Source organism: Anaerostipes hadrus ATCC 29173 = JCM 17467, from assembly GCF_030296915.1.
Lineage (GTDB): Bacteria > Bacillota > Clostridia > Lachnospirales > Lachnospiraceae > Anaerostipes > Anaerostipes hadrus.
The window spans coordinates 1,858,379-1,885,346 of record NZ_AP028031.1 but is presented as its reverse complement, the minus strand read 5'-3'; the positions used below and the strand labels follow the sequence as shown (position 1 = coordinate 1,885,346).

General features: G+C 37.5%; 22 protein-coding genes. 19 read left to right on the top strand and 3 right to left on the bottom strand.

Annotated elements, in window-relative coordinates; translation table 11 throughout:
• The first annotated feature begins 153 nt into the window (after positions 1–153).
• The 5 genes from QUE18_RS09095 (at position 154) to QUE18_RS09075 (ending at position 6,468) form a co-directional block, all read left to right on the top strand.
• The gene (locus QUE18_RS09095; protein ID WP_009204423.1) at positions 154–1,158 is read left to right on the top strand and encodes an ABC transporter substrate-binding protein; all 1,005 of its coding nucleotides are present in this window, start codon (positions 154–156) and stop codon (positions 1,156–1,158) included.
• A 178-nt stretch (positions 1,159–1,336) separates the two neighbouring features.
• A complete protein-coding gene (locus QUE18_RS09090) occupies positions 1,337–2,854 on the top strand; it encodes a sugar ABC transporter ATP-binding protein (protein ID WP_009204424.1) in 1,518 nt (505 codons plus the stop codon).
• Between the two features lie 2 nt (positions 2,855–2,856).
• A complete protein-coding gene (locus QUE18_RS09085) occupies positions 2,857–3,897 on the top strand; it encodes an ABC transporter permease (protein WP_008391962.1) in 1,041 nt (346 codons plus the stop codon).
• Entirely contained in the window at positions 3,897–4,943 is a 1,047-nt protein-coding gene (locus tag QUE18_RS09080) for an ABC transporter permease subunit (RefSeq protein WP_008391963.1), read from the top strand. Before QUE18_RS09085 ends, QUE18_RS09080 begins: the two co-directional genes overlap by 1 nt.
• Before the next feature lie 40 nt (positions 4,944–4,983).
• A complete protein-coding gene (locus tag QUE18_RS09075; RefSeq protein ID WP_015530365.1) occupies positions 4,984–6,468 on the top strand; it encodes an L-fucose/L-arabinose isomerase family protein in 1,485 nt (494 codons plus the stop codon).
• A 106-nt stretch (positions 6,469–6,574) separates the two neighbouring features.
• On the opposite strand, the gene QUE18_RS09070 is transcribed toward QUE18_RS09075, so the two are convergent.
• On the bottom strand, positions 6,575–7,591 hold the full coding sequence (locus QUE18_RS09070) for a LacI family DNA-binding transcriptional regulator (RefSeq protein ID WP_040344510.1): 1,017 nt from the start codon (positions 7,589–7,591) through the stop codon (positions 6,575–6,577).
• A 177-nt stretch (positions 7,592–7,768) separates the two neighbouring features.
• Between QUE18_RS09070 and melB the strand changes: the two genes are divergently transcribed.
• The 11 genes from melB to QUE18_RS09015 all read left to right on the top strand — a co-directional run bounded on the left by melB (position 7,769) and on the right by QUE18_RS09015 (position 21,818).
• On the top strand, positions 7,769–9,151 hold the full coding sequence (melB, locus tag QUE18_RS09065; protein WP_008391966.1) for a melibiose:sodium transporter MelB: 1,383 nt from the start codon (positions 7,769–7,771) through the stop codon (positions 9,149–9,151).
• On the top strand, positions 9,135–10,418 hold the full coding sequence (locus QUE18_RS09060; RefSeq protein WP_008391967.1) for a galactokinase: 1,284 nt from the start codon (positions 9,135–9,137) through the stop codon (positions 10,416–10,418). Before melB ends, QUE18_RS09060 begins: the two co-directional genes overlap by 17 nt.
• A gap of 1 nt (position 10,419) precedes the next feature.
• Positions 10,420–11,439, top strand: a complete 1,020-nt coding sequence (locus QUE18_RS09055; RefSeq protein ID WP_009204426.1) for an aldose epimerase family protein — start codon at positions 10,420–10,422, stop codon at positions 11,437–11,439.
• Between the two features lies 1 nt (position 11,440).
• Positions 11,441–12,937: a UDP-glucose--hexose-1-phosphate uridylyltransferase gene (galT, locus tag QUE18_RS09050; RefSeq protein WP_009204427.1), complete on the top strand. Its 1,497-nt coding sequence runs from the start codon at positions 11,441–11,443 to the stop codon at positions 12,935–12,937.
• 30 nt (positions 12,938–12,967) lie between these two features.
• Positions 12,968–13,978, top strand: coding sequence for a UDP-glucose 4-epimerase GalE (galE, locus tag QUE18_RS09045; protein WP_009204428.1), 1,011 nt, complete (start codon positions 12,968–12,970; stop codon positions 13,976–13,978).
• A 162-nt stretch (positions 13,979–14,140) separates the two neighbouring features.
• The gene (locus QUE18_RS09040; RefSeq protein WP_009204429.1) at positions 14,141–15,868 is read left to right on the top strand and encodes an ABC transporter ATP-binding protein; all 1,728 of its coding nucleotides are present in this window, start codon (positions 14,141–14,143) and stop codon (positions 15,866–15,868) included.
• A gap of 4 nt (positions 15,869–15,872) precedes the next feature.
• On the top strand, positions 15,873–17,621 hold the full coding sequence (locus QUE18_RS09035; protein ID WP_009204430.1) for an ABC transporter ATP-binding protein: 1,749 nt from the start codon (positions 15,873–15,875) through the stop codon (positions 17,619–17,621).
• Between the two features lie 29 nt (positions 17,622–17,650).
• Positions 17,651–18,238, top strand: a complete 588-nt coding sequence (locus tag QUE18_RS09030; RefSeq protein ID WP_009204431.1) for a chromate transporter — start codon at positions 17,651–17,653, stop codon at positions 18,236–18,238.
• Positions 18,235–18,795, top strand: coding sequence for a chromate transporter (locus QUE18_RS09025; RefSeq protein ID WP_009204432.1), 561 nt, complete (start codon positions 18,235–18,237; stop codon positions 18,793–18,795). The genes QUE18_RS09030 and QUE18_RS09025 overlap by 4 nt, the downstream gene beginning before the upstream one ends.
• 85 nt (positions 18,796–18,880) lie before the next feature.
• Entirely contained in the window at positions 18,881–20,758 is a 1,878-nt protein-coding gene (gene recQ, locus QUE18_RS09020) for a DNA helicase RecQ (protein WP_009204433.1), read from the top strand.
• 31 nt (positions 20,759–20,789) lie between these two features.
• The gene (locus QUE18_RS09015) at positions 20,790–21,818 is read left to right on the top strand and encodes a DUF3878 family protein (RefSeq protein WP_009204434.1); all 1,029 of its coding nucleotides are present in this window, start codon (positions 20,790–20,792) and stop codon (positions 21,816–21,818) included.
• A gap of 35 nt (positions 21,819–21,853) precedes the next feature.
• On the opposite strand, the gene QUE18_RS09010 is transcribed toward QUE18_RS09015, so the two are convergent.
• Complete coding sequence (locus QUE18_RS09010) at positions 21,854–22,435, bottom strand: 50S ribosomal protein L25 (protein ID WP_009204435.1); 582 nt, start codon at positions 22,433–22,435, stop codon at positions 21,854–21,856.
• 269 nt (positions 22,436–22,704) lie between these two features.
• Between QUE18_RS09010 and dpsA the strand changes: the two genes are divergently transcribed.
• From dpsA to asnB, 3 genes are read left to right on the top strand one after another with little or no spacing between them, the layout of a single operon-like run.
• A complete protein-coding gene (gene dpsA, locus QUE18_RS09005) occupies positions 22,705–23,577 on the top strand; it encodes a dipicolinate synthase subunit DpsA (RefSeq protein WP_009204436.1) in 873 nt (290 codons plus the stop codon).
• Positions 23,561–24,151 (top strand): dipicolinate synthase subunit B, encoded by a 591-nt coding sequence (locus QUE18_RS09000; RefSeq protein WP_009263984.1) that lies wholly within the window; start codon positions 23,561–23,563, stop codon positions 24,149–24,151. Before dpsA ends, QUE18_RS09000 begins: the two co-directional genes overlap by 17 nt.
• A 15-nt stretch (positions 24,152–24,166) precedes the next feature.
• Positions 24,167–26,023 (top strand): asparagine synthase (glutamine-hydrolyzing), encoded by a 1,857-nt coding sequence (gene asnB / locus QUE18_RS08995; protein WP_009204437.1) that lies wholly within the window; start codon positions 24,167–24,169, stop codon positions 26,021–26,023.
• Here the strand turns inward: asnB and QUE18_RS08990 are convergent, their stop codons facing one another.
• Complete coding sequence (locus QUE18_RS08990) at positions 26,024–26,968, bottom strand: AEC family transporter (RefSeq protein WP_009204438.1); 945 nt, start codon at positions 26,966–26,968, stop codon at positions 26,024–26,026.

Here is a 26,968-nt window from a genome sequence, read left to right as displayed (position 1 = left end):
AAAATCAAACTTTAAACAGACAAGATAAAAATTTCATAAAATAATCCACCAAATGCAAAAGAAATTGCATTGAAAGAAATACAATTTCAAGTAAAATATAACTTGTAATTAAGGAAAACGAAAAAATCAAAAAAGAAAAAGGAGGAAATCATAATGAGAAGAAGTATTAAGAAGGTGGCTGCAGGTTTACTTGCAACAATGATGATCGGAACAATGCTTACTGGTTGTGGTGGAGGAAACAAGAAAGACAGTGGTTCTTCAAAGAAGGAAACTTCAGAGATCAACATCGGATTTTCACAGGTTGGAGCTGAGAGTGATTGGCGTGTAGCGAATACAAAGTCTATGAAATCTGAATTAACAGCAAAGAACGGATTTAAATTATCATTTGCAGATGCTCAGCAGAAACAGGAAAATCAGACAAAAGCGGTCAGAGAATTTATCACACAGGGTGTTGATGTGATCGCAATCGCACCTGTAACAGAAACAGGTTGGGAAACAGTTTTAAAAGAAGCAAAGAAAGCTGACATTCCAGTTATCACAGTTGACCGTCAGATCAAAACTTCTGATGATTCACTAATCACAGCATGGGTTGGATCAGACTTCAAAAAAGAAGGTGTGAAAGCGGCTGAATGGTTAATTAAAGAAAAGGGAAAAGAAAAAGGTGACGTAAACATCGCTGTATTACAGGGAACGATTGGTTCTTCTGCAGAAATCGGACGTACAAAAGGATTTAAAGAAGGAATCAAAGATCAGAAAAACTTCAAGATCATTGCTTCTCAGACAGGAGAATTTACACAGGCAAAAGGTCAGGAAGTTATGGAATCTTTCTTAAAACAGAACAAAGACATTGATGTTGTAGTAGCACAGAATGATAACATGGCATTCGGAGCAATCGATGCATTAAAAGCAGCAGGAAAAACACCTGGTAAAGACGTAACGATCATTTCTTTCGATGCGATCAAAGCAGCATTAAAGAAAGTTCAGTCTGGAGAGATCAATGCTGAATTTGAATGTAACCCACTTCATGGACCTCGTGTAGCTGAATTAGCTAAGAAGATCATGAAAGGTGAAAAAGTAGATAAGATCCAGTATGTAGATGAGCAGGTATTTACAAAAGATAATACTACAAAAGAAGTTATTAACAAACGTGCATATTAATAAACATTGTTGAAAATCCCCTTAAGTACACACATGTAACTATTAACAATCGCACTACAAATAAAGATTGCAGGCTCTGGGTCAGGACAATCTGACTTATCCTGTAATTTTTATGCCAAAAATCAGGGCATTTTCATTAAAATCGGCTCAAAAATCATGAAAAGAAAGGAGAATTGTCATGAGTGATGAAAAGAAGACAGTTCTATCCATGCGACATATTAATAAAACATTCCCAGGAGTGAAAGCACTGTCCGATGCACAGCTTACATTGAGAGAAGGAGAGATTCATGCCTTAATGGGAGAAAATGGTGCAGGAAAATCTACACTGATCAAAGTTCTTACAGGAGTTGAGGAATTTGAGACAGGTGAGATCATCATGGATGGAAAAAGTATTATTAACACATCCCCTCAAGAAGCGGGAAACAATGGAATCAGCACCGTTTATCAGGAAGTAAACCTGTGTCCGAATCTAACGGTAGCAGAAAATATCTTTATCGGAAGAGAACCAATGAAAATGGGGAGGATCGACTGGAAGACGATGAATACACAGGCACAGAAGATCCTTGATAATCTGGAATTAGAAATTGATGCCACACAGGAATTGGAAAACTATTCCGTAGCGATTCAGCAGATGGTGGCGATCGCAAGAGCAGTTGACATTCAGTCAAAAGTATTGATCCTTGATGAACCAACATCAAGTCTTGATGAAGGAGAAGTTGAGAAATTATTTAAGGTTATGAATATGCTAAAGAAACGCGGAACAGCGATCGTATTCGTAACACACTTTTTGGAACAGGTCTATGCAGTCTGTGACAGGATCACAGTACTTAGAAATGGACATTTTGTAGGTGAATATAAGACAGAAGAGCTTCCAAGATTTAAATTAGTTGCAACAATGATGGGAAAAGAATTTGATGATCTGGCAGACATCAAAGGAAGTGGAACATCATCAAAGAAACAAAGCGACGAAGTTGTGATCGAAGCAAAAGGTCTTTATCATAAAGGAACGATCAAACCATTTGACATTAAGATCCATAAAGGAGAAGTTGTTGGATTATCTGGATTATTAGGATCTGGACGTTCCGAACTTGTAAGAGCGATTTATGGAGCAGATAAACCAGATGGAGGAGAATTATATGTCAAAGGAGAAAAATTAGATGTCAAAGCACCAATTGATGCAATGCATAAAGGAATGGCATATTGTCCGGAAGATCGTAAAGTAGAAGGAATCATTGCAGATCTTTCTGTAAGAGAAAACATGATCTTGGCACTTCAGGCAAAACGAGGAATGTTCAAACTGATGAGCAGAAAAGAACAGGAAGAGTTGACAGATAAGTATATTAAGATGCTGCAGGTTAAGACAGCAAGCAGAGAAACACCGATCAAATCATTAAGTGGTGGTAATCAGCAGAAAGTAATCCTCGGAAGATGGCTGATGACAGAACCAGATTTCCTGATCCTTGATGAACCAACCAGAGGTATTGATGTTGGAACAAAGACAGAGATTCAGAAATTAGTCGTAAAACTTGCAAATGAAGGAATGTCTGTTGTATTTATTTCATCCGAAGTAGAAGAAATGCTTCGTACCGTGACTCACATGGGAATCTTACGAGATGGTGAGAAAGTTGGAGAATTGGAAGAAAGTGAATTATCACAGGAAAATGTAATGAAAGCAATCGCAGGAGGTGACAAATAATTATGGATAAATTAAAAAAGATGACATCATATCGCCTCTTCTGGCCAATTGTATGTCTGGCACTTGTATTATTATTTAACCTTATAAAATCCCCATCATTTTTTGAAATCTCAATTAAAAATGGTGTGTTATATGGATATCTGGTCGATATTTTCAACCGATCCAGTGAATTGATCATCTTAGCAGTTGGTATGACACTTTGTGTAGCATCCAGTGCAGGAACTGATATCTCTGTCGGAGCGATCATGGCATTATCAGGAGCTGTATCTGTTTATCTTCTTGGAAGTGGAGAAACATATGCAATTCCTTGGATCGCAGCAATCCTGATTGGGCTTGTGGTATCTGTATTATGTGGTATGTGGAACGGATTCTTAGTTGCGAATATGAAGATCCAGCCAATGGTAGCAACCTTGATCTTATTTACCGCAGGACGAGGAATGGCACAGTTGATCACAGGTGGAAATAACTTATATGTCAAAGTGGACAGCTTTAAGTATTTAGGAGGATTTCTGCCACATATTCCAGTTCCAACACCGATTTTGGTAGCGATCATCGTAGTCATTTTAGCAACATTATTCTTAAATAAGACAGCAACAAAATTGTATATTGAAAGTGTAGGTATCAACCCAAGAGCCAGTCGTTTGTTTGGACTGAATTCTACAAAGATCATCTTTATCACATATGCAGCCTGCGGACTTTGTGCAGGAATCGCGGGAATGATCGCAACATCAAGAATCACATCCATTGATGCAAATAACGTAGGAAACTTGATGGAATTAGATGCGATCTTAGCAGTAGCACTTGGAGGAAACTCTCTTGCAGGTGGTAAATTCTCAGTCGCAGGAAGTGTTATTGGAGCGATTACGATCCAGGCATTATCTACAACATTATATGCAATGAAAGTAACTGGAGATCAGCTTCCACTTTATAAAGCGATCGTGGTTATCATAATCGTGACATTACAGTCTCCAGAATTTAAGAAATACTTAAATCGTATTAAAGCAAAACGTGCAGCAAAAACTGCTGGAGAGAAGGTGGCATAATGGCAATGGTAGAGAAAATTAAAAATAAACTTAGAGGAAATGGATTTTTGCTTGCAGTTACGATCGTATTATTCTTCGTGCTCTATATTGCAGGTGCGATCCTTTACGGAGATCGAAACTTTACAAGCCCACAGGTGTTTTTAAACTTGTTCATTAGTAATGCTGGATTGATCATTGCAGCCGTTGGTATGACATTTGTACTGATCACAGGAGGAATCGATATTTCGATCGGTTCCGTCATCGGTGTTGTTTGTATGATGCTTGCATGGATGATGGAAGTGAAGCATATGAGCGCAGTCGTTGCAATTATTCTGGTATTAGCATTTGGTGTGATCTTCGGATTGGTTCAAGGATTTTTAGTAGCTTATTTAAAAATACAGCCATTCATCGTAACACTAGGAGGAATGTTCTTTGCCAGAGGTCTTACAGCATTGATTAGTTCCGATATGATCAGTATTGAAAATCCAACATTTTTAAGTCTTGCAAACTATCGAATTTATTTTGGATTTATTACATATTACAACAACCGAGGAGTTGCAATGCATCCTTATATCTACCTAAGTGTTGTCATTGCATTATTGGTTGTAGCGATTTCCTTTGTGATCCTTCGATACACAAAATTTGGACGTGCCGTATTTGCAGTAGGTGGAAATGAACAGTCTGCATTATTAATGGGATTAAATCCTAAAGTTACAAAATTAAAAGTTTATGTGTTAAATGGATTTTTAGCATCATTAGCTGGATTTGCTTTCTGCTTAAACTCTTGTGGTGGATTCGTAGAGCAGGCCAGAGGATTTGAGATGGATGCGATCGCAGCAGCAGTTATTGGTGGAACACTTTTAACAGGAGGTGTTGGAACTGTCGTAGGATCACTATTTGGATCACTGATCAAGGGTATCATTGAAACGATCATTACATTCCAGGGAACATTATCATCCTGGTGGACAAGAATCGTGATCGCATTACTTCTTTGCTTCTTCGTAATCTTACAGAGTGTATTTAAATCAATTCGTGAGAAGCGTCTTGCACAAGGTAATGAAAAGTAGATAGTTATATTTGGTTGATGTATTAAAGGAGGAAAACAATATGAATAATATGCCAAAAACAAAGATCGGGATCGTAGCAGTCAGTCGTGACTGCTTCCCAGAAAGTTTATCAGTTACAAGAAGAGAAGCATTGATAAAAGCATATAAAGAAAAATATGATCCTGAGGACATTTATGAATGTCCAGTCTGTATCGTGGAGAGTGAGATTCACATGGTACAGGCATTAGAAGATATTAAAAAAGCAGGATGTGATGCATTAGTTGTTTATCTTGGAAACTTTGGACCAGAAATCTCAGAAACACTTCTTGCAAAACACTTTGATGGACCAAAGATGTTTGTGGCAGCAGCTGAGGAAAGTGGTGATAACCTCTTAGATGGAAGAGGAGATGCATATTGTGGAATGTTAAATGCAAGTTATAATCTGAAATTAAGAAATATAAAAGCATATATTCCTGAATATCCAGTAGGAACAGCAGAAGAATGTGCAGATATGATCCATGAATTTTTGCCAATCGCAAGAACAGTAAAAGCATTAAGTGAATTGAAGATCATAAGTTTTGGACCAAGACCACTGAATTTCCTTGCATGTAATGCACCGATCAAACCATTATATGATCTTGGAATCGAAATTGAAGAAAACTCAGAATTAGATTTATTTGAAGCATTTAATCAGCATGAAGGGGATGAAAGAATTCCTGCAATCATAAAAGAAATGGAAGAAGAACTGGGTGCAGGAAATAAAAAACCAGAGATTCTTTCCAAGCTTGCACAGTATGAACTGACATTAAAAGACTGGATCAGGGATCATAAAGGTTACAGAAAATATGTAACAATTGCCGGAAAATGCTGGCCAGCATTCCAGACTCAGTTTGGATTTGTACCATGTTATGTAAACAGTCGTTTGGCAGCACAGGGAATTCCAGTATCCTGTGAAGTAGATATCTATGGTGCATTAAGCGAATTTATTGGAACGGTTGTAAGTCAGGATGCTGTGACATTATTAGATATCAACAACTCCGTACCAGCAGATATGTATAATGAAGAAATTAAAGATAACTATGACTATACACAAAAAGATACATTTATGGGATTCCATTGTGGAAACACAGCAAAATCTAAATTATCTTTCTGTGAGATGAAATATCAGAAGATCATGGCAAGAACATTACCGGAAGAAGTGACACAGGGAACATTAGAAGGTGATATCGCGCCAGGAGATATTACATTCTTCCGTTTACAAAGTACAGCAGATACAAAATTAAGAGCATACGTTGCACAAGGAGAAATTCTTCCAGTAGCAACAAGATCTTTCGGATCTATTGGTGTATTTGCTATCCCAGAAATGGGAAGATTTTACCGCCATGTACTGATCGAAAAGAATTTCCCACACCATGGAGCTGTTGCTTTTGGTCATTTTGGAAAAACTTTATATGAAGTATTCAAATACATTGGTGTTGATGTCGATGAGATTGGATTTAATCAGCCAAAGAATATGCTTTATAAGACTGAGAATCCATTTTCATAAATAAATTTTACCTATTAACTTTTTACTCCTTCTTGGGAAAAACTGCATGCGGTTAGCATGCAGTTTTTTCTATGCTTAGAAAAACAAGTAAAAATATTACTAAATATTATGACTGTTTGCGCGGAGCAGCACAAGAGTTACGGACAATAAGATTACATGGAAGTGTCAGACGAATCGGAGTCTGCTGCTCCAGAGAATCTTCTTTTGTCCGAAGTAAAATATAATGAGCAGCATATTCTCCCATAAATTCAGCCGGTGTATGAATCGTTGTCAGCGGAGGGTTTGAAAAACTTGCAACGCTGATATCATCAAAACCAATGATGGATATATCATCTGGAATTTTATAACCATTCTCATATAAAGCACGCATTGCACCGATTGCAAGAGGATCACTGGCAGAGAAAATAGCGGTTGGAAGGTCGCCATCAGCAATCATTTGTTTTGTCATGTTATATCCGGATTCAGCAGAATAATCTCCCTCATAAATAAAAGATTTATGGTCAATGGAATGTTCCTGGCAGAAGTTGATGAAGGTATCTTTACGTTCTTCAAAATATACACTGTTATCAGCGAGAACTTCCTTCCCGCCAAGATAAGCAATCTTTCGATGGCCAAGATCATACAAATAATCTAATGCTTCAGTAACTGCCTGTTGGAAATCAAGATTGATCGTATCACAATAAATCTTTGGTGTCTTCATATCAACAAAAATAGTGTTGGAATTAAGTTTTTGAAAAGACTTAATCTGAGATTTATTAAATTTACCAATACAAATCAGACCTTGAAGATCCTTGAGTGTGTCAGGATAATTGCAATCGCTCTGGAAAGCACGGACAACGTGGATATTATGATCGGCACAATATTTTTCAATACCGACACGGATTGCCTGATAATAAGGATCTTCCAGTTCCTGAAAGACAGAATACCATTGAAAGATACCGATAGAAATCGATTTTTCAACGGTATTTTTTAGATGCTTTGTATAATTTAATTCCTGGGCAACCTTTAAAACGCGCTGTTTTGTTTCGTCGGTTACACTCAGGGTATCGTCTTGGTTTAAAATTCTTGATACAGTTGCAGCAGAAACAGATGCTTTCTGTGCAATGTCTTTGATTGTTGCCATGGAGATAAAATCCTTTCTCATAAATATTAATTTATCTCATTATAACAGAGAAAAGCACAAAAGTAAATTTAGTAAAATAAAAGTAAAAAATTTAGTAAAAATATATTGACAATTTTACTAAAAAGTTTTACTATACAAGTATCAAAGACAGTTTACTAAAAACAGGAGGAAAGAAAAATGGGAACAACTAATGGAAAGGTTCCAGGCAGAGTAAAATATACTTTTGCATTTGGAGCATTGGGAAAAGATTTAATTTATGGAATGATGGCGACATTCGCTATGATCTACTTTACGGATGTATTGAAAGTATCACCGGGGTTTGTAGGAATCGTTTTCTTCGTAGCAAAACTTTGGGATGCATTTAACGATCTGTTTATGGGAATGATCGTAGATAACACAAGATCACGCTTTGGAAAATTCGTACCATGGCTAGTGATCGGAACTTTAGTCAATTCCGTTGTGTTTGTCGTATTATTTACTGACTTTAAATTAACAGGAACTTCACTTTGCATCTTCGTTGCAGTGATCTATGTATTATGGGGAATGACTTATACGATTATGGATATTCCATACTGGTCTGTAATTCCAAACCTTACATCAGATCCACACGAACGAGAAGTTGTTTCCGTTTTACCTAGAATTTTCGCAAGCATTGGACAGTCATTAGTCATCGCAGGATTCGGTGTTCAGATCATTGCAGCATTAGGTGGAGGATATATCGGATATCATCGTTTTGCTATGATTATTGCAGGAACATTTATTCTTACGATCGGTGTTGCAGTTTGTAACCTGAAAGTCAAAGAAAACAATGCACCAAGTGAGAAGATTTCTTTCAAAGATGTATTCTCAATCATTAAGAAAAATGACCAGTTACAGTCAGCTGTAGGACTGATTCTTTTATATAATGTAGGAATTCAGTTTATCATGGGTGTTGCAGTTTACTACTTTACATATGTATGTGGAAATGCCAACATGTTATCAGCCTTCATGATCAGCGCATCTATCGCAGAAGTTGTTGGGTTGATCATCTTCCCAGAAGTAGCAAAGAAATTATCCAGACATACATCATTTTTACTGGCATGTATTTTACCATTTATTGGTTTAGCATTATTATTAGTCGTTGGATTTGTATGCCCACAGAATATCGTATTAACAGCAGTTGCAGGAGTGATCGTAAAGACAGGAACAGGATTAGAACTTGGATGTGCGACAGTATTCTTATCTGATGTCGTTGACTATGGTGAGTACAAACTGGGAACAAGAAATGAATCCGTTGTATTCTCTTTACAGACATTGATCGTAAAATTCACAGCGGCTTTAACATCACTTTTCATTGGATTTGCACTGGAACGTACAGGATATATTCCAAATCCAAACGCAGTACAGTCTGCATTAACATTAAATTCTATTCGATTTTTAATGTGTGCGATCCCAGCGGTGTCCATGCTTGTAGCCTATGTAGTTTATAAAAAAGCCTATCATTTGGATGACAGTTTCATGAAGAAAGTTATTCAGACAATCGAAGAAAGGAGAGCAAATCGCAATGCCGAACAGTATTAAAAAATTAGAAGAAGCTTTTAAAGAAGGGAAATATGATCAGTTATTAAAAGATATCTATGTAGATGAAAGTGTTCTTGCATATCAGCAGGAACGTTATATCAAAGCATTAGAATCCTTTAAAGATATTTATGGAGAAAAAGAAGTAGAAATCTATAGTGCTCCAGGAAGAAGTGAAGTAGGAGGAAACCACACAGACCATCAGTTTGGAAAAGTTCTTGCAACTTCCATTAACTTGGATGCGATCGCAATCGTTGCAAAAAGAGATGACGATGTGATCGATCTGAAATCAGAAGGATATGAAAGAATCATAGTAAGTCTTAGTTCTTTTGACCCAGCCAAAGCAGAAAAAGGAACATCACAGGCACTGATTCAGGGAGTTGCTTCTAAATTAAAAGAAGAAGGATATAAAATCGGTGGATTTGAAGCTTATGTAACAAGTGATGTATTAAATGGGGCTGGAATGTCATCTTCTGCTGCATTTGAAGTATTGATCGGAAATATTTTATCTGGGTTATATAACGATATGAAGATCGATCCTGTATTTTTGGCGCAGGCCGGACAGTATGCAGAGAATGTATACTTTGGAAAACCATGTGGATTGATGGATCAGATGGCATCTTCCATTGGAGGTCTGATCAATATTGATTTTGAAGATCCTCAAAGTCCAAAGATCAAAAAGGTTGAAGTGGATTTTGAAGAATATGGACACAGCTTATGCATTGTGGATACAAAAGGATCTCATGCAGATTTAACAGATGATTATGCAGCAATTCCATACGAAATGAAGAAAGTTGCCAATTACTTTAATCAGGAAGCATTAAGAGAAGTTGATAAAGATGATTTTTACTTAAATCTACCAAAGATCAGAGAAATCTTAGGAGATAGAGCAGTTCTTCGTGCAATGCATTTATTTGAGGAAAATAAACGTGTAGATCAGCAGGTAAAAGCTTTAGAAGAAGGAGATTTTGATACATTTAAGAAATTGATCAAAGAATCTGGTGATTCATCCTTTAAATATTTACAAAATGTATATTCAAGCCATGACCTGACAAATCAGAGTGTATCGATCGGATTGGCGATCAGTGATATTTCATTAGGTGATAAAGGAGTCAGCCGAGTTCATGGCGGAGGATTTGCAGGAACGATTCAGGCGTTTGTGCCAAATGATATTGTTAGTATGTACAAAAAGAACATGGAACATGTATTTGGTGAAGGAGCATGTCATGTCTTAAAAGTACGTCCATACGGAGGAATGAAGGTATTATAAGATGATGAAAGTAAGAATGATAGAACAAAGAGATAACGGAGTCTGCTTATTCGAATTAAAAAATGATGAGATCAAAGTGATCACAAGTAACCTTGGATGTCATGTATTATCTGTATTTACAAAAGACAGAGAAGGAAACTTTGGGGATGTTGTTCTTGGATTTGAGAATGTGGAAGATTGTTGGCATGGAGATGGAAGTTACATGGGAGCGATCGCCGGACGTGTTGCAAATCGTATCGGAGATGCAAAGTTTGAATTAAATGGAAAGACATACGAATTGGCAGCAAACAATGGAAAGAATTCTCTCCATGGAGGAATCAAAGGATTTAATCAAAAGATATTTAAATATGAATTGTTGGAAGATGGAATCCGTTTTATCTATCTCTCACCAGATATGGAAGAAGGATATCCGGGAAATCTTTATCTGAAAGTTGTGTATCGTTTATGCGATAATACATTAAAAATGGAATATGAAGCAGTATCCGATCAGGATACACTGATCAATATCACAAATCATTCTTACTTTAATTTATCTGCTGGAAAAGATAAAATTTATCATCATCAGTTAAAGGTAAAAGCGGATGAGATTGCATGTGTTGATGAAAACTGTCTTGCCAATGGAACATTTTTAAAGATAGAAAACACACCATTTGACTTTAAAGAATTTCATGAGATCGGAGAGCGGATCAACGATGATCATGAACAGTTAAAACTTGCCGGAGGTTATGATCATTCTTTTATGGTAAAAGATGAAGATGACCAGTTAGTTCTATATGACAAAGAAACTGGAAGAAAAATGACGATGACAACAACACTTCCATGCATTCAGGTATACACAGGAAACTTCCTGTCTGGCGGATGTAATGGAAAAGGTGGGAAACCATATGAAAACAGAGATGGTGTTGCCTTAGAAGCCCAGTTCTTACCAAACTCCATACATATAGAAAAAGAACCAAAGGTAATTTTAAGAAAAGGCGAAGAATACGAAGCAGTAACAACATATCGATTTGAGGTGGAATAAGATGGATTTACAAAAAGATATCAAAAAACTTGTAACATATGGACTTGATAAAAAACTGATCATGCCAGAAGATGAAATCTATACGATCAATCAATATCTGGAAGTGTTTCGATTAGATGAATATGAAGATCCTGATATTGAAGGAGAAGAAATCATCCTGCCAGAGATTTTAGATCGTTTGACAGATACAGCTTATGACCGCTATATCATCAAAAGTGATGATATCGTGACAAGAGATTTATTTGACACAAAATTAATGGGAATCCTGACACCAAAACCAAGCCAGGTCATCAAAGAATTCCGTACCTATTATGAAGAGAGTCCAAAGAAAGCAACAGAGTTTTTCTATGAATTCAGCCAGGATACCAACTATATCCGAAGAGACCGCGTCAAAAAAGATATGAAATGGAAAGTAAATAGTCCATATGGAGATATTGATATCACGATCAATCTCTCCAAACCAGAGAAAGATCCGAAAGCGATCGCAGCAGCGAAAAATGCAAAGCAAAGTTCTTATCCAAAGTGTCAGCTTTGCATGGAAAATGAAGGATATGCAGGAAGAATGAATCACCCTGCAAGACAGAATCACAGGATCATACCGCTTACGATCAATGACAGAAAATGGGGATTCCAGTATTCTCCATATGTATACTACAATGAGCATTGTATCGTATTTAATGGACAGCATGTACCAATGAAGATCGATCGGGCAGCATTTACAAAACTATTTGATTTTGTAAAACAGTTTCCTCATTATTTCCTTGGATCGAATGCCGATCTTCCGATCGTTGGAGGTTCTATCTTAACACACGATCATTTCCAAGGCGGTCATTATGAATTTGCTATGGAACGAGCAGAGATTGAAAAAGAATTTACAATCCCAGGATATGAAGATGTCAAAGCAGGAATCGTTCACTGGCCATTATCTGTGATCCGTATTCAGAGTAAAGATGAAAAACGCCTCATTGATCTTGCTGATCATATTTTGAAAAAATGGCGTGGATACACGGATGAAGAAGCATATATTTTTGCTGAGACAGAAGGAGAACCACATAATACGATCACACCGATCGCACGTAAAAAAGGTGATATGTATGAACTGGATCTGACACTTCGTAATAATATCACAACTGAAGAGTGCCCATTAGGACTTTACCATCCACACAATGAGTATCATCATATCAAGAAAGAAAATATCGGGCTGATCGAGGTTATGGGACTTGCTGTTCTGCCATCTAGATTAAAGGCAGAGATGGAACATTTAAGCCAGTGTCTGATCAAAGGAGAAGATATTGTTTCTAAGGAAGATTTAAAGAAGCATGCAGCATGGGTTGAAGAAATCAAAGGAAAATATACAGATATCAATAAAGGAAATGTCATGGATATCTTAAAAGAAGAGATCGGACAGGTATTTGTTAAGGTTCTTGAAGACGCCGGAGTTTATAAATATAATGAAGAAGGAAGAAAAGCATTCGACCGATTTATTGCAGTTTTATAATGACAAGGTCATAGAAAGGAAAGCAAGACAATGAAAATATTAGTATTAGGCGGAGCTGGATACATAGGTTCTCATACAGTATACGAACTGATCGATGCTGGAGAAGAAGTCGTGATCATCGATAATCTGGAAACAGGACATATCGAGGCAGTTCATCCACAGGCGAAGTTTTATAAAGGAGATTTAAGAGATAAAGACTTTGTAGACAGTGTACTAGATCAGGAAAAAGATATTGATGCAGTCATTCATTTTGCGGCAAACTCCTTAGTCGGAGAAAGCATGGTTGACCCATTAAAATATTACGATAACAACCTTTGTGGAACAAAAACAATGGTACAGTCTTTGGTAGAACATGGTATCGATAAGATCGTATTTTCCTCAACAGCAGCAACTTATGGAGAACCAGAAAAGGTACCGATCGTAGAGACAGACCGTACAGAACCTACCAACACTTATGGAGAGACAAAGCTTTCCATGGAAAAAATGTTTAAATGGGTTGGACGCGCTCACGGACTTCGTTATGTATCTTTAAGATACTTTAACGCCTGCGGAGCACATGTAAGTGGACAGATCGGAGAAGATCATAATCCAGAAACACATTTGATCCCATTGATCTTACAGGTGCCAAATGGCAAAAGAGAAGCAATCAGTATCTTTGGAACTGATTATGATACAAAAGATGGAACTTGTGTAAGAGACTATATTCATGTAACAGATCTTGCACAAGCACATATTCTGGCAGTGAAATACTTAATGGAAGGTAATGAAAGCAACATCTTCAATCTTGGAAATGGTGTTGGATTTACTGTAAAAGAAGTCATCGAAACAGCCAGAAAAGTGACAGGAAAGCCGATCAAGGCTGTGGAAGAAGGAAGAAGAGCTGGAGATCCGGCTGTCTTGATCGCTTCCAGTGAAAAAGCGAAGAATATCCTTGGCTGGAAGCCAGAACATGCAGATCTTGAAGAAATCATTGCATCCGCATGGAAATGGCACAGCAGCCACCCACAAGGATATTGTTCTGTTCAAAAGGAAGACAAATAACTCTTTTTGAACCATAAATCATCCCCGTACCGTTTAGAGCATGTTACCTGGCTCTAAGCGGTACTTTTTTGTTTTCGTAAAATATCTGGTACTATGTTCAAATAAAAAATAAAATGGTGTATACTAAAGAAAATAGTAAGATAAAAGAAGGAGTACGAATCGATGAAACGGTTACTAGGATATTTAAAGGAGCATCTTTGTGTTACGATCCTTGCACCATTATTTAAGATGCTGGAAGCTAGTTTTGAACTATTTGTACCATTGGTCGTTGCCAGAATGATCGATGTAGGAATCGGACATCACGATATTGGATATTTGTGGAAGATGGGAGGATTATTGATCTTACTTGGAATCATTGGATTTTCATTTTCTATCACAGCACAGTATTTTGCGGCAAGATCGGCTGTGTATACAGGAAAGTCGATGAGAAGTGATTTGTTTGCACATATGAATCAATTTTCTTATCAGGAGATCGATCAGGTTGGGACATCAACGCTGATTAATCGTATGAGTAATGATATCAATCAGGTGCAAAATGGAGTTAACATGTTCCTGCGTTTGTTTTTAAGGTCACCATTTGTTGTATTTGGTGCGATGTTCATGGCATTTACGGTGGATCATAAGGCAGCAGTTTCCTTTGTATTTACGATCACAGCATTGGCAGTAGTTGTCGGACTGATCTTATGGATCACGATGCCAATGTATAAGAAAGTACAAAAAAAGGTCGATGAAGTATTAAAAAGCACAAGGGAAAATCTCCTTGGAATTCGTGTGATCCGTGCGTTTAACAGACAAAGAAGCGAAGAAGAGAATTTCAGAGTACAAAGTGGACAGCTTTATAACAAACAGATCCATGTTGGAAAGATTTCAGCGTTACTAAATCCTCTGACTTACATGATCATTAATTTGGGGATCATTGCAATCCTATGGTCTGGTGGAAAACAGGTTGATCTGGGTTATTTAACACAAGGACAGATCATTGCCCTGATCAATTATATGTCACAGATCCTTGTAGAACTTGTAAAACTTGCGAATCTTTTGATCATCTTATCTAGAGCGTTTGCAAGTCTTGACCGTGTGGATCAGATTTTTGCATTAGAGCCATCCATGAAGGAAACTGGAAAAACAGATATAGAAGAGAAGAAAGATACACCTATTCTTGAGTTTAAAGATACATCGTTTGTCTATCATGGTGCAAGAAAAGAGACGATCCATCCATTTGATTTTGCGGTGAAAGAAGGCGAAACGATCGGGGTGATCGGAGGTACAGGGTCAGGAAAGAGTACTTTTGTATCTTTGATCGCAAGATTATATGATGTGACATCAGGAAGAATTCTATACCGTGGAGTTGATGAGAAAGAATTAAAACCAGAATTTATCCGAGGAAAGATCGGATTTGTTCCGCAGAAAGCATCTTTGTTTGAAGGAAGCCTAAGAGATAATATGAAATGGGGTAAAGAAGATGCCATAGATGAAGAAATCTATCAGGCATTGGATATCGCACAGGCAAGAGAATTTGTTGATCAGAAGGAACAGGGATTAGACTTTAGAATTGAACAAAATGGAGGAAACTTATCTGGCGGACAAAAACAGAGACTAACGATCGCAAGAGCATTAGTACGTAAACCTGAGATCTTAATTCTTGACGATAGTGCATCCGCACTTGACTTTGCAACAGATGCAAGACTTCGAAAAGCGATCAAAGAAAATACAGATAATATGACAGTATTTCTTGTATCCCAGAGAGTATCAACGATTCGTAATGCTGACCATATCTTAGTGTTGGATGATGGAAAGATTGCAGGAATCGGGACTCATCTACAGCTATTAAAAGAGAATCAGGTATATAAAGAAATCTGCGCATCACAGATGGCAGGAGAGGAGGCATAAGATCATGAAGAAAGACAAAAAACAAAAGACATTACAAAGGATCATGGAATATATGAAGCCTTATCGATTTTTGATTTTTGCGTCTTTAGTGTTGGCGGTGATCAGTGTGGCACTGACACTTTATGTTCCGATTCTGACAGGACAAGGTGTGGATTGCATTATATCAAAAGGAAATGTTGATTTTGCAAGATTGATAAGTATTATAAAAACGATCGTGATCTGTATCGTATTGACGGCGGCAGCGCAGTGGCTGATGAATCATGTCAATAACCAGATTACATATAAGATTGGAAAAGATTTAAGGATTCAGGCATTTGAGCATTTGCAGAAACTGCCATTATCTTATGTAGATGCACACTCCTCAGGAGACTTGATCAGCCGGATCGTAACGGATATTGATCAGTTTACGGATGGATTGCTGCTTGGATTTACACAGTTATTTACTGGTGTGATCACGATCATTGGAACCATTTGTTTTATGTTAGGAATCAATCCATGGATCACATTGGTCGTTGTTATTTTAAGTCCGTTTTCGTTTTTTATCGCAAGTTTTATCTCAAAGCGAAGTTTTAATATGTTCCGGAAACAATCACAGACTAGAGGAAATATGACAGGATTTGTCAATGAAATGCTTGGAAATATTAAAGTAGTCAAAGTGTTTGATCATGGAGAAAAAGCACAGGAAGAGTTTGATCAGATCAATGATGATCTTGCATATTACTCCTTAAGAGCGACATTTTTCTCATCTATCACAAATCCGGCAACCAGATTTATGTATTCAGGAATCTATGCAGGGGTTGCGATCGCAGGATGTATGAGTGTTATTCGCGGAAGTATCAGTGTTGGGCAGTTATCAAGTTTTTTAAGTTATACAAACCAGTATACAAAGCCGTTTAATGAGATCACAGGGGTTATCACAGAATTTCAGAATTCTTTAGCGTCTGCGGCAAGAGTTTTTGAATTATTAGATGAGGAGCCGATGATTCCTGATGCCAAAGATGCGAAGGAGTTACAGGATGTGAAAGGAAATGTAGAATTAGAGCATGTGGACTTTTCTTATGTGAAAGAAGTACCTTTGATCCAGGATTTTAATCTGAAAGTGGAACCAGGACAGCGGATTGCAATCGTTGGACCGACAGGATGTGGGAAAACAACGTTGATCAATCTGTTAATGCGTTTTTATGATGTGAATGTAGGAATGATCAAGGTGGAAGGAAATGATATCCGGGATGTCACAAGAGAAAGTTTACGATCTAGTTATGGAATGGTACTTCAGGAGACATGGTTAAAAGCAGGAACGATTCGTGAAAATATCTGCTATGGAAAACCAGATGCAACTGAGGAAGAGATGATCATGGCAGCAAAAGAAGCCAATGCACATGGATTTATCGAGCGAATGCCAGATGGTTATGATACGATCATTACAGAAGGTGGCGGAAATCTCTCTCAAGGACAGAAACAGCTCCTTTGTATTGCAAGAATCATGTTAAGTCTTCCTCCAATGCTGATCTTAGATGAAGCGACATCATCAATTGATACGATGACAGAGATCCGAATTCAGAAAGCATTTGAAACGATGATGAAAGGAAGAACAAGTTTTATCGTAGCCCACCGACTTTCAACGATTCAGAATGCGGATGTGATACTTGTTATGGAAAATGGACATATTTTGGAGCAGGGAACACATGAAGAACTTTTAGCGAAAAATGGTGCGTATGCCAGATTATATAACAGCCAGTTTGCACCAGTATAAATGGTAAGATTTTTGACTGGAGATGTCATATGGAAGAAAAAGGAATGAAAAAAAAGAAAAAATTATTGAGGTTGTTTATAGAAACTTTTTATTTAAGTGCATTTACCTTTGGTGGCGGCTATATGATCGTATCTTTGATGAAGAAGAAGTTTGTGAATGAATATCATTGGATCGAAGAAGACGAGATGCTTGATCTGGTGGCAATCGCACAATCAGCCCCAGGAGCAATCGCAGTGAATGGAGCAATCGTTGTTGGCTATAAATTAGCAGGTATCAGTGGTGTGATCGTAAGTGTATTCGGAGCTGTTCTACCGCCATTTTTGATTATATCTGTAGTCTCTGTTTTTTATGAAATATTTCGGGATAACAGGATTGTTGCAGCGATGCTTTCTGGTATGCAGACGGGTGTTGGCGCGGTGATCATCAGTGTTGTGTACGAGATGGCAAAAGGGCAAAGTAAGAAGGAAAACAGAATAGAACTTGCGATCATTATGGTTGTGGCATTTATGGCAAGTTTTGTCTTTGATATTAGTGTGATCTACATTATTCTTGCATGTATTGGAGTTGGAATCGTACAATATGGTATTTCAAGAAAGAAGACAGGAGGCAGAAAATGATCTATTTGCAATTATTTTTAAGCTTCTTAAAGATCGGAGCATTTAGTTTCGGAGGTGGATATGCAGCAATGCCAATGATACAGCAGCAGGTGGTAGATGCATATCATTGGCTGTCTGTGTCTGAATTTGGAGATCTCGTGACGATTTCACAGATGACACCGGGACCAATCGCAATTAATGCGGCGACTTTTGTTGGTATAAGGGTAGTTGGATGGCAAGGAGCATTATGTGCAACGATGGGATGCGTATTCCCGGCGTGTGTGATCGTTACAGTGATTGCTTATTTTTATGTAAAATATCGTCATATGGAAGGACTACAAATGGTGTTAAATACTTTACGCCCTGCGGTGATCGCACTGATCTTAACTTCTGGAATCACGATCCTTACACAGGCATTTTTTCAGGAAAGTCATATAGATCTTCAACAGATCAACTGGATACAGGGTGGTATTTTTATCATTTGTATGTACCTTTTATTGAGAAAGAAAAAAGATCCGATCATTGTCATGCTGTTTGCGGGTGTGCTAAATGTGATTGGAAGCTTTTTCATTTTATAGGAAATTTCGATGAAATCCCCTATGAAATAAAAAAATGGGAATATAAACGATGAGCGTGGTAAAAGTATAAATAAAACAATAGGAAGTGATAGATTTGAGTAAGATACAAGAAGCGAAGAAACTATTAAAACAATACTTTGGATACGATGAATTCCGCCAAGGTCAGGAACAATTGATCGAGGCAGCATTAAATGGGCAGGATGTCTTAGGGATCATGCCGACAGGAGCAGGAAAGTCTCTTTGTTTTCAGATTCCAGCATTGATGATGGATGGAATTACACTTGTGATCTCTCCACTGATCTCGCTGATGAAAGATCAGGTTGGGACACTGAATCAAGCCGGAATTCATGCGGCATTTTTAAATAGTTCTCTGACACAGGGACAGTATCATACCGCATTAAAATATGCGATGCAAGGAAGATACAAGATTATCTATGTGGCACCAGAACGCTTGGAAACAGAAGGTTTTATCAATTTTGCGCTAAATAGTGGAGTGAAGATATCAATGTTGGCAGTTGATGAGGCACATTGTGTGTCTCAGTGGGGGCAGGATTTCAGACCAAGTTATCTAAAAATTCTGGAATTTTTAAAGAAACTTCCGTATCGTCCTGTACTGACTGCATATACAGCAACAGCGACAGCAGAAGTCAGGGATGATATTATGGATATTTTGAACCTGAGAGATCCATTTGTATTAACGACAGGGTTTGACCGGGAGAATCTTTACTATGCAGTAAAACGTCCAAGGGATAAGTATAGAGAATTACTAAGTTATTTAAAAGAAAAAGAAGAAAAGATGCCAGGAAGCAGTGGGATCATTTACTGTTTATCTAGGAAAAATGTTGAGGAAGTCTGCTATCAGTTAAGAGAAGATGGATTCTCCGTGACAAGATACCATGCAGGATTATCGGATGAAGAACGAAAGGAAAATCAGGAAGATTTTATCTATGACAGAAAGCAGATCATGGTAGCGACAAATGCCTTTGGAATGGGAATCGACAAGCCGGATGTCCGTTTTGTTGTTCATTATAATATGCCGAAGAACATGGAAAGTTATTATCAGGAAGCAGGAAGAGCAGGACGTGATGGAGAACCTGCGGAATGTATCTTATATTATGCGCCGATTGATAACCGAACCAATCGTTTTCTGATCGAAAATGGAGAGGAGAATGAGGAATTAGATGCGATCACAAAGCAGATCGTGATGGAAAGAGACTGGGAAAGACTTCGTCAGATGACATTTTACTGCTATACGAAGGAATGTTTACGTCATTATATTTTAAATTATTTTGGAGAACAGACAAGCGGATACTGTGGAAACTGCTTAAACTGTCTGACCGAGTTTGAAACGGTTGATGCAACAATGGAAGCGAAAGCTATCATCCAATGTATTAGAGATTGTTATCGAGATTTCGGACTATCCACGATCGTGGATATTTTAAAAGGTTCAAAGAGCCAGAAAGTATTAAGCCGTCATTTAGATGAGAATTCACAATATGGAGCATTGGCATCAGAAAGCATTGCAAGGATACGACAGATCATCAATGAAATGTTAGTCTATGGATATCTGGAAATGACAGCTGATGAATATCCGGTTTTAAGCGTTGCAGATATCACTAAGATTGATGATAACTGGAATTTTGAGATCAAGATTCCAAAAGAAGTCGAAAAAGAGAAAGAAGAACGAAAGATTCAGACGAAGAAACGTAAGAAAGCAGGGGCTGTGGCAGCACTTGCTGAGGAAGATACAGAATTGTTCGAAGCATTACGTGTACTTCGAAGAATGATCGCATCCGAACAGAAAATCCCGCCATATATGGTCTTTTCCGATAAGACACTGGTACATATGAGTACGATGAAACCTTCTAATGATGAGGAAATGTTAGAAGTCAATGGAGTCGGAGAACATAAGCTTCAGAAATATGGCGAACGTTTTTTAAATGAAATTCAGAAATATAAATAAAATACATAGATAATAGGAAAAGGAATTCCGTATGAACTATTTTGAAACAAATTTAGAAGAAATATCAAGATCAACACAGTTGCTTGCACAGATTTTTGAATATCAGGTGTTTGAACTTCAAGTTGAAGAAAAAGATGGAAATCAAACAGGATATGTTCCATATATGATGAACGATGCAATTGAGTGTTATCTAAGTTTCCATGGACTTCGTATCTCTGGAAAATATGACAAAGACTATGAAGGAGAGATGTGGGCACAACTAGAAGAACGAGAAGGTCGTTATGGGTTAATTGTTCATCAGGGAGAAGAAAGTGTCTTTACGATGTGGTTTGATGCGATCATGGAACATACGAACTGTTACCGGTATCATGAGATCGGACATTTCTGGAGAGATGGAGCTGAGCAGTGGCGCCAGCTAGTCTATATGATTGGAACGATCCGTGAGAAATATCGCTTTTTAGGGGAAGAAGTGTGTAATGATCAAGAGATGGAGATCATGTCACTGATCGAATTTGCACCATTTTATTACTATTTTCCAATCAATGAAGATCCAGAAGAATGGTATGACAAAACCGAAGAAGGATTAGAATGTATGAGAAATCTTGCTATGCAGGCAGGTGATAAAGATTATTTAAAATGGATCGATAAATATGAGAAGCACCCAACCAAACGAATGGAGATGACGCTTGCAAAGAAACTGCAAGATCCAAAGAGACAAGATTTATATGAATTGATCTGCGAGAAAGTCTGCAATGCTTCTGATCCATATCCAGCAAGGAATTATGGAGAAAGAATCGATCAGAAGATTCAACGATACAGGGAACAGGTTGATAAAAAACTGAAAGAACAAGGATTTACAGGAACTTATCCACAATATGAGAGTGAACATTTATCGGTTTGTGTAACAGAAGAACATCCATTTACGATCTTGGAATCTGAAGATTTTAAATTTAAGATTCAGTTGATGATCTCAGAATGCAGAGAAAAACATCCGAGAAAAAATGCTGGATTTTTTAAAGGATATCAAAGAAAAGGCAAAATAAAAAGACTCGATTTTTAATTATGAAAATCGAGTCTTTTCTTTCACTGATTTATTTATTCTTCAGCCGCTTCTTCGTCTTCATCTTCAGGAACAGCTTCAGGTTCTGCGATGTTAACGACCAGAGTATCTTCTGGTGTAACAAGAGAGATTTTGCTGTTAGCAGCTAATGGCAAGTCTTTGACATGGATCATATCACCAACATTGTACTGTGTTAAATCAATCTCAACCTTTTCAACGATATCAGCTGGGAATGCTTTGTATTCGATTTCAGATAAGGACTGTTCAACGATACCATTCTGTACAGCATCTTCGTTTAATAATTCGATCGCAGCAGTTGTGTGGATCTTTTCGTCAGCAACTAATGCCTGGAAGTTAATAAACATTGTTTCGTTTTTCATGGCATTGTAGTCGATTTCTTTTACGATGGCGTCTACATTTTCTCCGTCAACAAGTAAAGTAATATGAGCTCCTTTTTTGTTATCCTTTAAGAATTTAGCGGCTTCACGGGAATCAACTTTCAATGGAATGGAATTTTCGATATCTCTGCCAAACAGATTTCCGATAACATAACCTTCTTTTCTTAATTTTTTAGCCTTTGTTTTCAAATCTCTTTTTTCTGCAGTTAATGTGTTCATAAAAAGTTCCTCCTTGAAAAAACATTAAGATATTATGCATGTTATGGTATAACACCGGAAGTACTTTGTGTATAAAATATATAAATACACAAAAAGAGCTCCCAGTGTAGTGGAAGCTCTTGCTGTATTGTAGGTGTTTCTATGCACTTGAGTTTATTATATCACTACTTTTTAATTTTTAAAGGGGTAAAATTGATGTATTTTTAAAAGAACAAAATGAATAAAAATCACATATATTAAATAGAAGAAAAAAGAAAGGAAAAAAGACTGTGATTTATGATTTTGCCGTTATCGGCGGTGATATGAGACAGGTATATTTAGCCAACTATCTAAAAAATCAAAGATATCAGGTTATCACATATGCAACCAAAAAAGAAGGCTCAGAATGCAAGGAAGGTAAATCTTTTGAAAATGTCATAAGAGAAGCAAAGTGCATTATTGGACCCGTCGTTTTTTCAAAAAACGGGGAAATCACAGGAAGTTCTAGTAACAAAAAAATGTCAGTAGAAACACTGTTTCAAGAAATGACGAAAGAACAGATTTTATTTGGGGGATGTATCAATGAAGAAATTCGACATGAATGTGAACAAAAAGAAATCAAAGCATTTGACTTCATGAAAATGGATGATGTCGCTATCTACAATGCGATCGCAACTGCAGAAGGTGCGATCATGGAAGCGATCAAGATGCAGCCGATCAATCTTCACAAAAGTCGTTGTCTGGTTCTTGGCTATGGAAGATGTGCAAAAGTTCTTGCAGCGAAACTAAAAGGAATGGATGCTCAGGTAACAGTCTGTGCCAGAAATAAAACAGCAAGAAGTCTTGCAAAATCTTTTGGACTTGATGTTATGGATTTTACGGAACTAAAACGGCGGATCTGTCAGTATGATCATATTTTTAATACCGTTCCAAAACAGATCCTAAAAGAAGATATCCTCAGGAAGATCTCCAAAGAATCCTGTATCATAGATATTGCTTCCTATCCTGGTGGAACAAACCATCAAATGGCGGAAAAACTAGGAATCTGTGCAAAACTATGCCCAAGTCTTCCAGGCATTTATTCCCCGAAATCTTCTGGGATCATGCTTGCAAAAAAAGTTTTAGAAATCAGTGGAGAGATCAAACATGGTATTGAAAAATAAAAGAATCGGAGTAGCAATGACAGGTTCCTTTTGCACTTACACAAAAGCCTTTGAACAGATTGATCGCTTACTAGAAGAAGGTGCGATCTTGCAGACGATCTTTTCTGACATATCCCAGCATATTAAATGCAGGTTTGGAAAAGGTGAGGAATTTGTAAAAAGAGCACACGATATGACAGGAAATGAACCGATGAAAACGATTGAAGAAGCAGAAATCATCGGTCCGACAGGGTGTCTGGATATCCTGATTTTAATGCCATGTACAGGAAATACCATGGCGAAACTTGCCAATGGAATTACAGATACTCCGGTTTTAATGGCAGCTAAAGCGCAGCTGCGGAATGAAAAACCAGTCGTTATCTCTATGGCGAGCAATGATGCCTTAGGTATGAATCTTAAGAATATCGGGAATCTTTTAAATCATAAGCATATTTATTTTGTACCATTCGGACAGGATGATCCGGTAAAGAAGCCAAACTCCATGATCGCGGATACAAGACTGCTCATTCCGACAATTTTGCAGGCATTAAAAGGCAGACAATACCAGCCGGTTCTCATTGATCATAAAAAATAAAAAGAGGTAGCGTGTATGTGTGGAATTGCAGGATTTCTAAATCCTAGAAACAATGATAAAAAAACAGAGAAAGAAATATATCAGATCTTAAAGAAAATGAATGAAGTTCAAAGACATCGAGGTCCAGATGATGAAGGAATATTTTTGGAAAATGGCTGTGCATTAGGGCATGTACGATTGTCAATCCTTGACCTTTACAGGGGACATCAGCCAATGTGTAAAAAGAAAGAAGGAAATACCTACGCAATCATCTTAAATGGCGAGATTTATAACATGAAAACGTTAAAAGAACAACTGATCAAAGAAGGAGAAATGTTTTCGACAACGAGTGACACGGAAGTTGTATTAACCGGGTATATCAGGTATGGGATTTCTTATATTGAAGAGTTGAATGGAATTTTTTCTATTGCTCTGTGGGATGGGAAACGGAAGAAATTATATTTGATCAGAGATCGTGTTGGTGTGAAGCCATTATTCTATATAAAACGGGGAGATACATTAATCTTTGCATCTGAGATCAAAGGCTTGTTTGCCTATCCAGGAGTCAAACCAGTGATCAACAGAGAAGGACTTTGTGAAATCTTTGGGTTGGGACCTGCAAAGTCATATGGAAAAGGAGTGTTCAAAGATATTTATGAAGTCCTTCCAGGGCATTTCCTGGAATACGATCGTGAAGGGCTGAAAGATCGTGCATATTGGGAATTGAAAGCGAAAAAACACACAGACAGCGAAAAAGATACGATCGAGCATACAAGGTGGCTAGTAAAAGATGCCGTGGAAATGCAGATGTTATCCGATATTCCAATCAGTACATTTTTATCTGGTGGAGTTGACAGTAGTCTTGTCACAGCAATCTGTGCGAAAAAGCTTCAAAAAGAAGGAAAAAATTTAAACACATTTTCCTTTGATTTTGTAAATAATCATAAATATTTTAAATCAAACGCCTTCCAGCCAAGCGAAGACCGCCCATGGGTTGATAAGATGGTTGATTATGCAAAGACAGATCACAGATATTTGGAATGCGACAATGAAAATATGATCGAAAATCTATACAAAGCAGTTGATGCCAGAGATCTTCCATGTATGGCAGATGTGGAGTCTTCGATGCTATATTTTTGTTCGAAAGTTGTAAAATATAACAAAGTAACATTAACAGGGGAGTGTGCAGATGAAATTTTTGGCGGTTATCCATGGTTTCATAAAGAGGAATGCTTCAAGGCAGAGATTTTCCCATGGTCTATGGATATGCAGCCAAGAAAAATGCTGTTAAATGATGATATCATACAGAAAGTGGATTTAGAATCTTATGCAAGAACAGCTTATCAAAAGACGATCAATGAGACGCCAAAACTTTATGGAGAAGATCAGATCGAAGCTAGAAGAAGGCAGATTTCTTATCTGAATCTAAGATGGTTTATGGTAACCTTAATGGATCGCATGGATCGCACGAGCATGCATTGTGGGTTAGAAGCACGAGTGCCGTTTGCTGATCATAGGATCGTGGAATATCTTTATAATGTTCCGTGGGAGTTAAAATGTTTAAATGGTGTGGTAAAAGGATTGCTAAGAGCAGCAGGGGAAGGAATCCTGCCAGATGAGGTATTGTATCGAAGAAAAAGTCCATATCCAAAGACTTATGATCCAAACTATGAAAAAATCTTATCCAAAGAACTTCTGAAAGTTATGGCAAAAAAAGGAGCACCGATCAAAGAACTGATCGATGCATATAAACTAAGCAGATTCTTAGACAGTCCGAAAGACTATGGTAAACCATGGTATGGACAGTTGATGGCAGGTCCTCAGATGATCGCTTACCTTCTGCAAGTCAATTACTGGCTGGAAAAATACCAGATCATATTGGATCTAAGTTAGCTAGATTAACATAAAATGTCTTAAAATATATAGCCATCCCGTAACTGTAAATGCACTAAACATCGTTGTTAACATGACAACACTGGAAGAAAGAGTTCCCTCATGTCCCATATTCTTCGCCATAACAAAACTACTTACTGTTGTTGCGGAACCAAGCATGATAAGGATGGCAACCAACTTATCGGTACGGAATCCAAGTTTCACTGCAATTGGCAGGAAAATGGCACAAAGACCAATAAGTTTCATAAAAGCAGCAATGGCAGATGGTTTGATCTTTCCAAAAGCTTTTTTGATATCGAAGGTAGCGCCCATCGCCATGAGTCCCATTGGAGTGGCGACATTTCCAATGCTTGAAATAACCTTTTTAGGGATTGCAGGCATTGGAATTTTTAATGCAGACCAGACAAGTCCAGCAACAATTCCGATAAGGATTGGGTTTGTCACGATTCCTTTGACCGTTTTTTTCACAACAGTATGGTCAAGCCCACTCTGTCCAGGTTTAAATACAGATAAGACAACAACAGCCATCATATTATATAATGGTACACTTCCAATGATCATCAAAGGAGCCATTCCGGCATTTCCATAAATGTTTTGGATAAATGCGATTCCAAGGAGAGCAGCACTGCTTCGGTAAGCCGCCTGAATAAATTCTCCACGGATCGTTTTATCACCTAGCAGACAAGAAATCAGAAAAGAAATCGTAATACTGATCATGGTAACGATAAAACAAAACAGGACAAACTTAACATCCCAGACTTTTGAAAAATCAACCGTTGCAAGATCCTCAAATACCAAGACAGGCAAAGGAACCATAAAAACAAACTTATTCATTTTCGAAGCAAAAATATCATCAATCCATCCAATCTTTTTAAAGACAAGTCCTAAGAGCATCATCAAAAAGACAGGAACTGTAGCGTTTAAGCTAAAGATTAAATTTTCCAT

Bases quoted from the DNA above. Each gene is read 5' to 3' on its own strand.
- QUE18_RS09095 (WP_009204423.1), top strand. From the start codon at position 154: ATGAGAAGAAGTATTAAGAAGGTGGCTGCAGGTTTACTTGCAACAATG.
- QUE18_RS09090 (WP_009204424.1), top strand. From the start codon at position 1,337: ATGAGTGATGAAAAGAAGACAGTTCTATCCATGCGACATATTAATAAA.
- QUE18_RS09085 (WP_008391962.1), top strand. From the start codon at position 2,857: ATGGATAAATTAAAAAAGATGACATCATATCGCCTCTTCTGGCCAATT.
- QUE18_RS09080 (WP_008391963.1), top strand. From the start codon at position 3,897: ATGGCAATGGTAGAGAAAATTAAAAATAAACTTAGAGGAAATGGATTT.
- QUE18_RS09075 (WP_015530365.1), top strand. From the start codon at position 4,984: ATGAATAATATGCCAAAAACAAAGATCGGGATCGTAGCAGTCAGTCGT.
- QUE18_RS09070 (WP_040344510.1), bottom strand. From the start codon at position 7,591: ATGGCAACAATCAAAGACATTGCACAGAAAGCATCTGTTTCTGCTGCA.
- melB (WP_008391966.1), top strand. From the start codon at position 7,769: ATGGGAACAACTAATGGAAAGGTTCCAGGCAGAGTAAAATATACTTTT.
- QUE18_RS09060 (WP_008391967.1), top strand. From the start codon at position 9,135: ATGCCGAACAGTATTAAAAAATTAGAAGAAGCTTTTAAAGAAGGGAAA.
- QUE18_RS09055 (WP_009204426.1), top strand. From the start codon at position 10,420: ATGATGAAAGTAAGAATGATAGAACAAAGAGATAACGGAGTCTGCTTA.
- galT (WP_009204427.1), top strand. From the start codon at position 11,441: ATGGATTTACAAAAAGATATCAAAAAACTTGTAACATATGGACTTGAT.
- galE (WP_009204428.1), top strand. From the start codon at position 12,968: ATGAAAATATTAGTATTAGGCGGAGCTGGATACATAGGTTCTCATACA.
- QUE18_RS09040 (WP_009204429.1), top strand. From the start codon at position 14,141: ATGAAACGGTTACTAGGATATTTAAAGGAGCATCTTTGTGTTACGATC.
- QUE18_RS09035 (WP_009204430.1), top strand. From the start codon at position 15,873: ATGAAGAAAGACAAAAAACAAAAGACATTACAAAGGATCATGGAATAT.
- QUE18_RS09030 (WP_009204431.1), top strand. From the start codon at position 17,651: ATGGAAGAAAAAGGAATGAAAAAAAAGAAAAAATTATTGAGGTTGTTT.
- QUE18_RS09025 (WP_009204432.1), top strand. From the start codon at position 18,235: ATGATCTATTTGCAATTATTTTTAAGCTTCTTAAAGATCGGAGCATTT.
- QUE18_RS09015 (WP_009204434.1), top strand. From the start codon at position 20,790: ATGAACTATTTTGAAACAAATTTAGAAGAAATATCAAGATCAACACAG.
- QUE18_RS09010 (WP_009204435.1), bottom strand. From the start codon at position 22,435: ATGAACACATTAACTGCAGAAAAAAGAGATTTGAAAACAAAGGCTAAA.
- QUE18_RS09000 (WP_009263984.1), top strand. From the start codon at position 23,561: ATGGTATTGAAAAATAAAAGAATCGGAGTAGCAATGACAGGTTCCTTT.
- asnB (WP_009204437.1), top strand. From the start codon at position 24,167: ATGTGTGGAATTGCAGGATTTCTAAATCCTAGAAACAATGATAAAAAA.
- QUE18_RS08990 (WP_009204438.1), bottom strand. From the start codon at position 26,968: ATGGAAAATTTAATCTTTAGCTTAAACGCTACAGTTCCTGTCTTTTTG.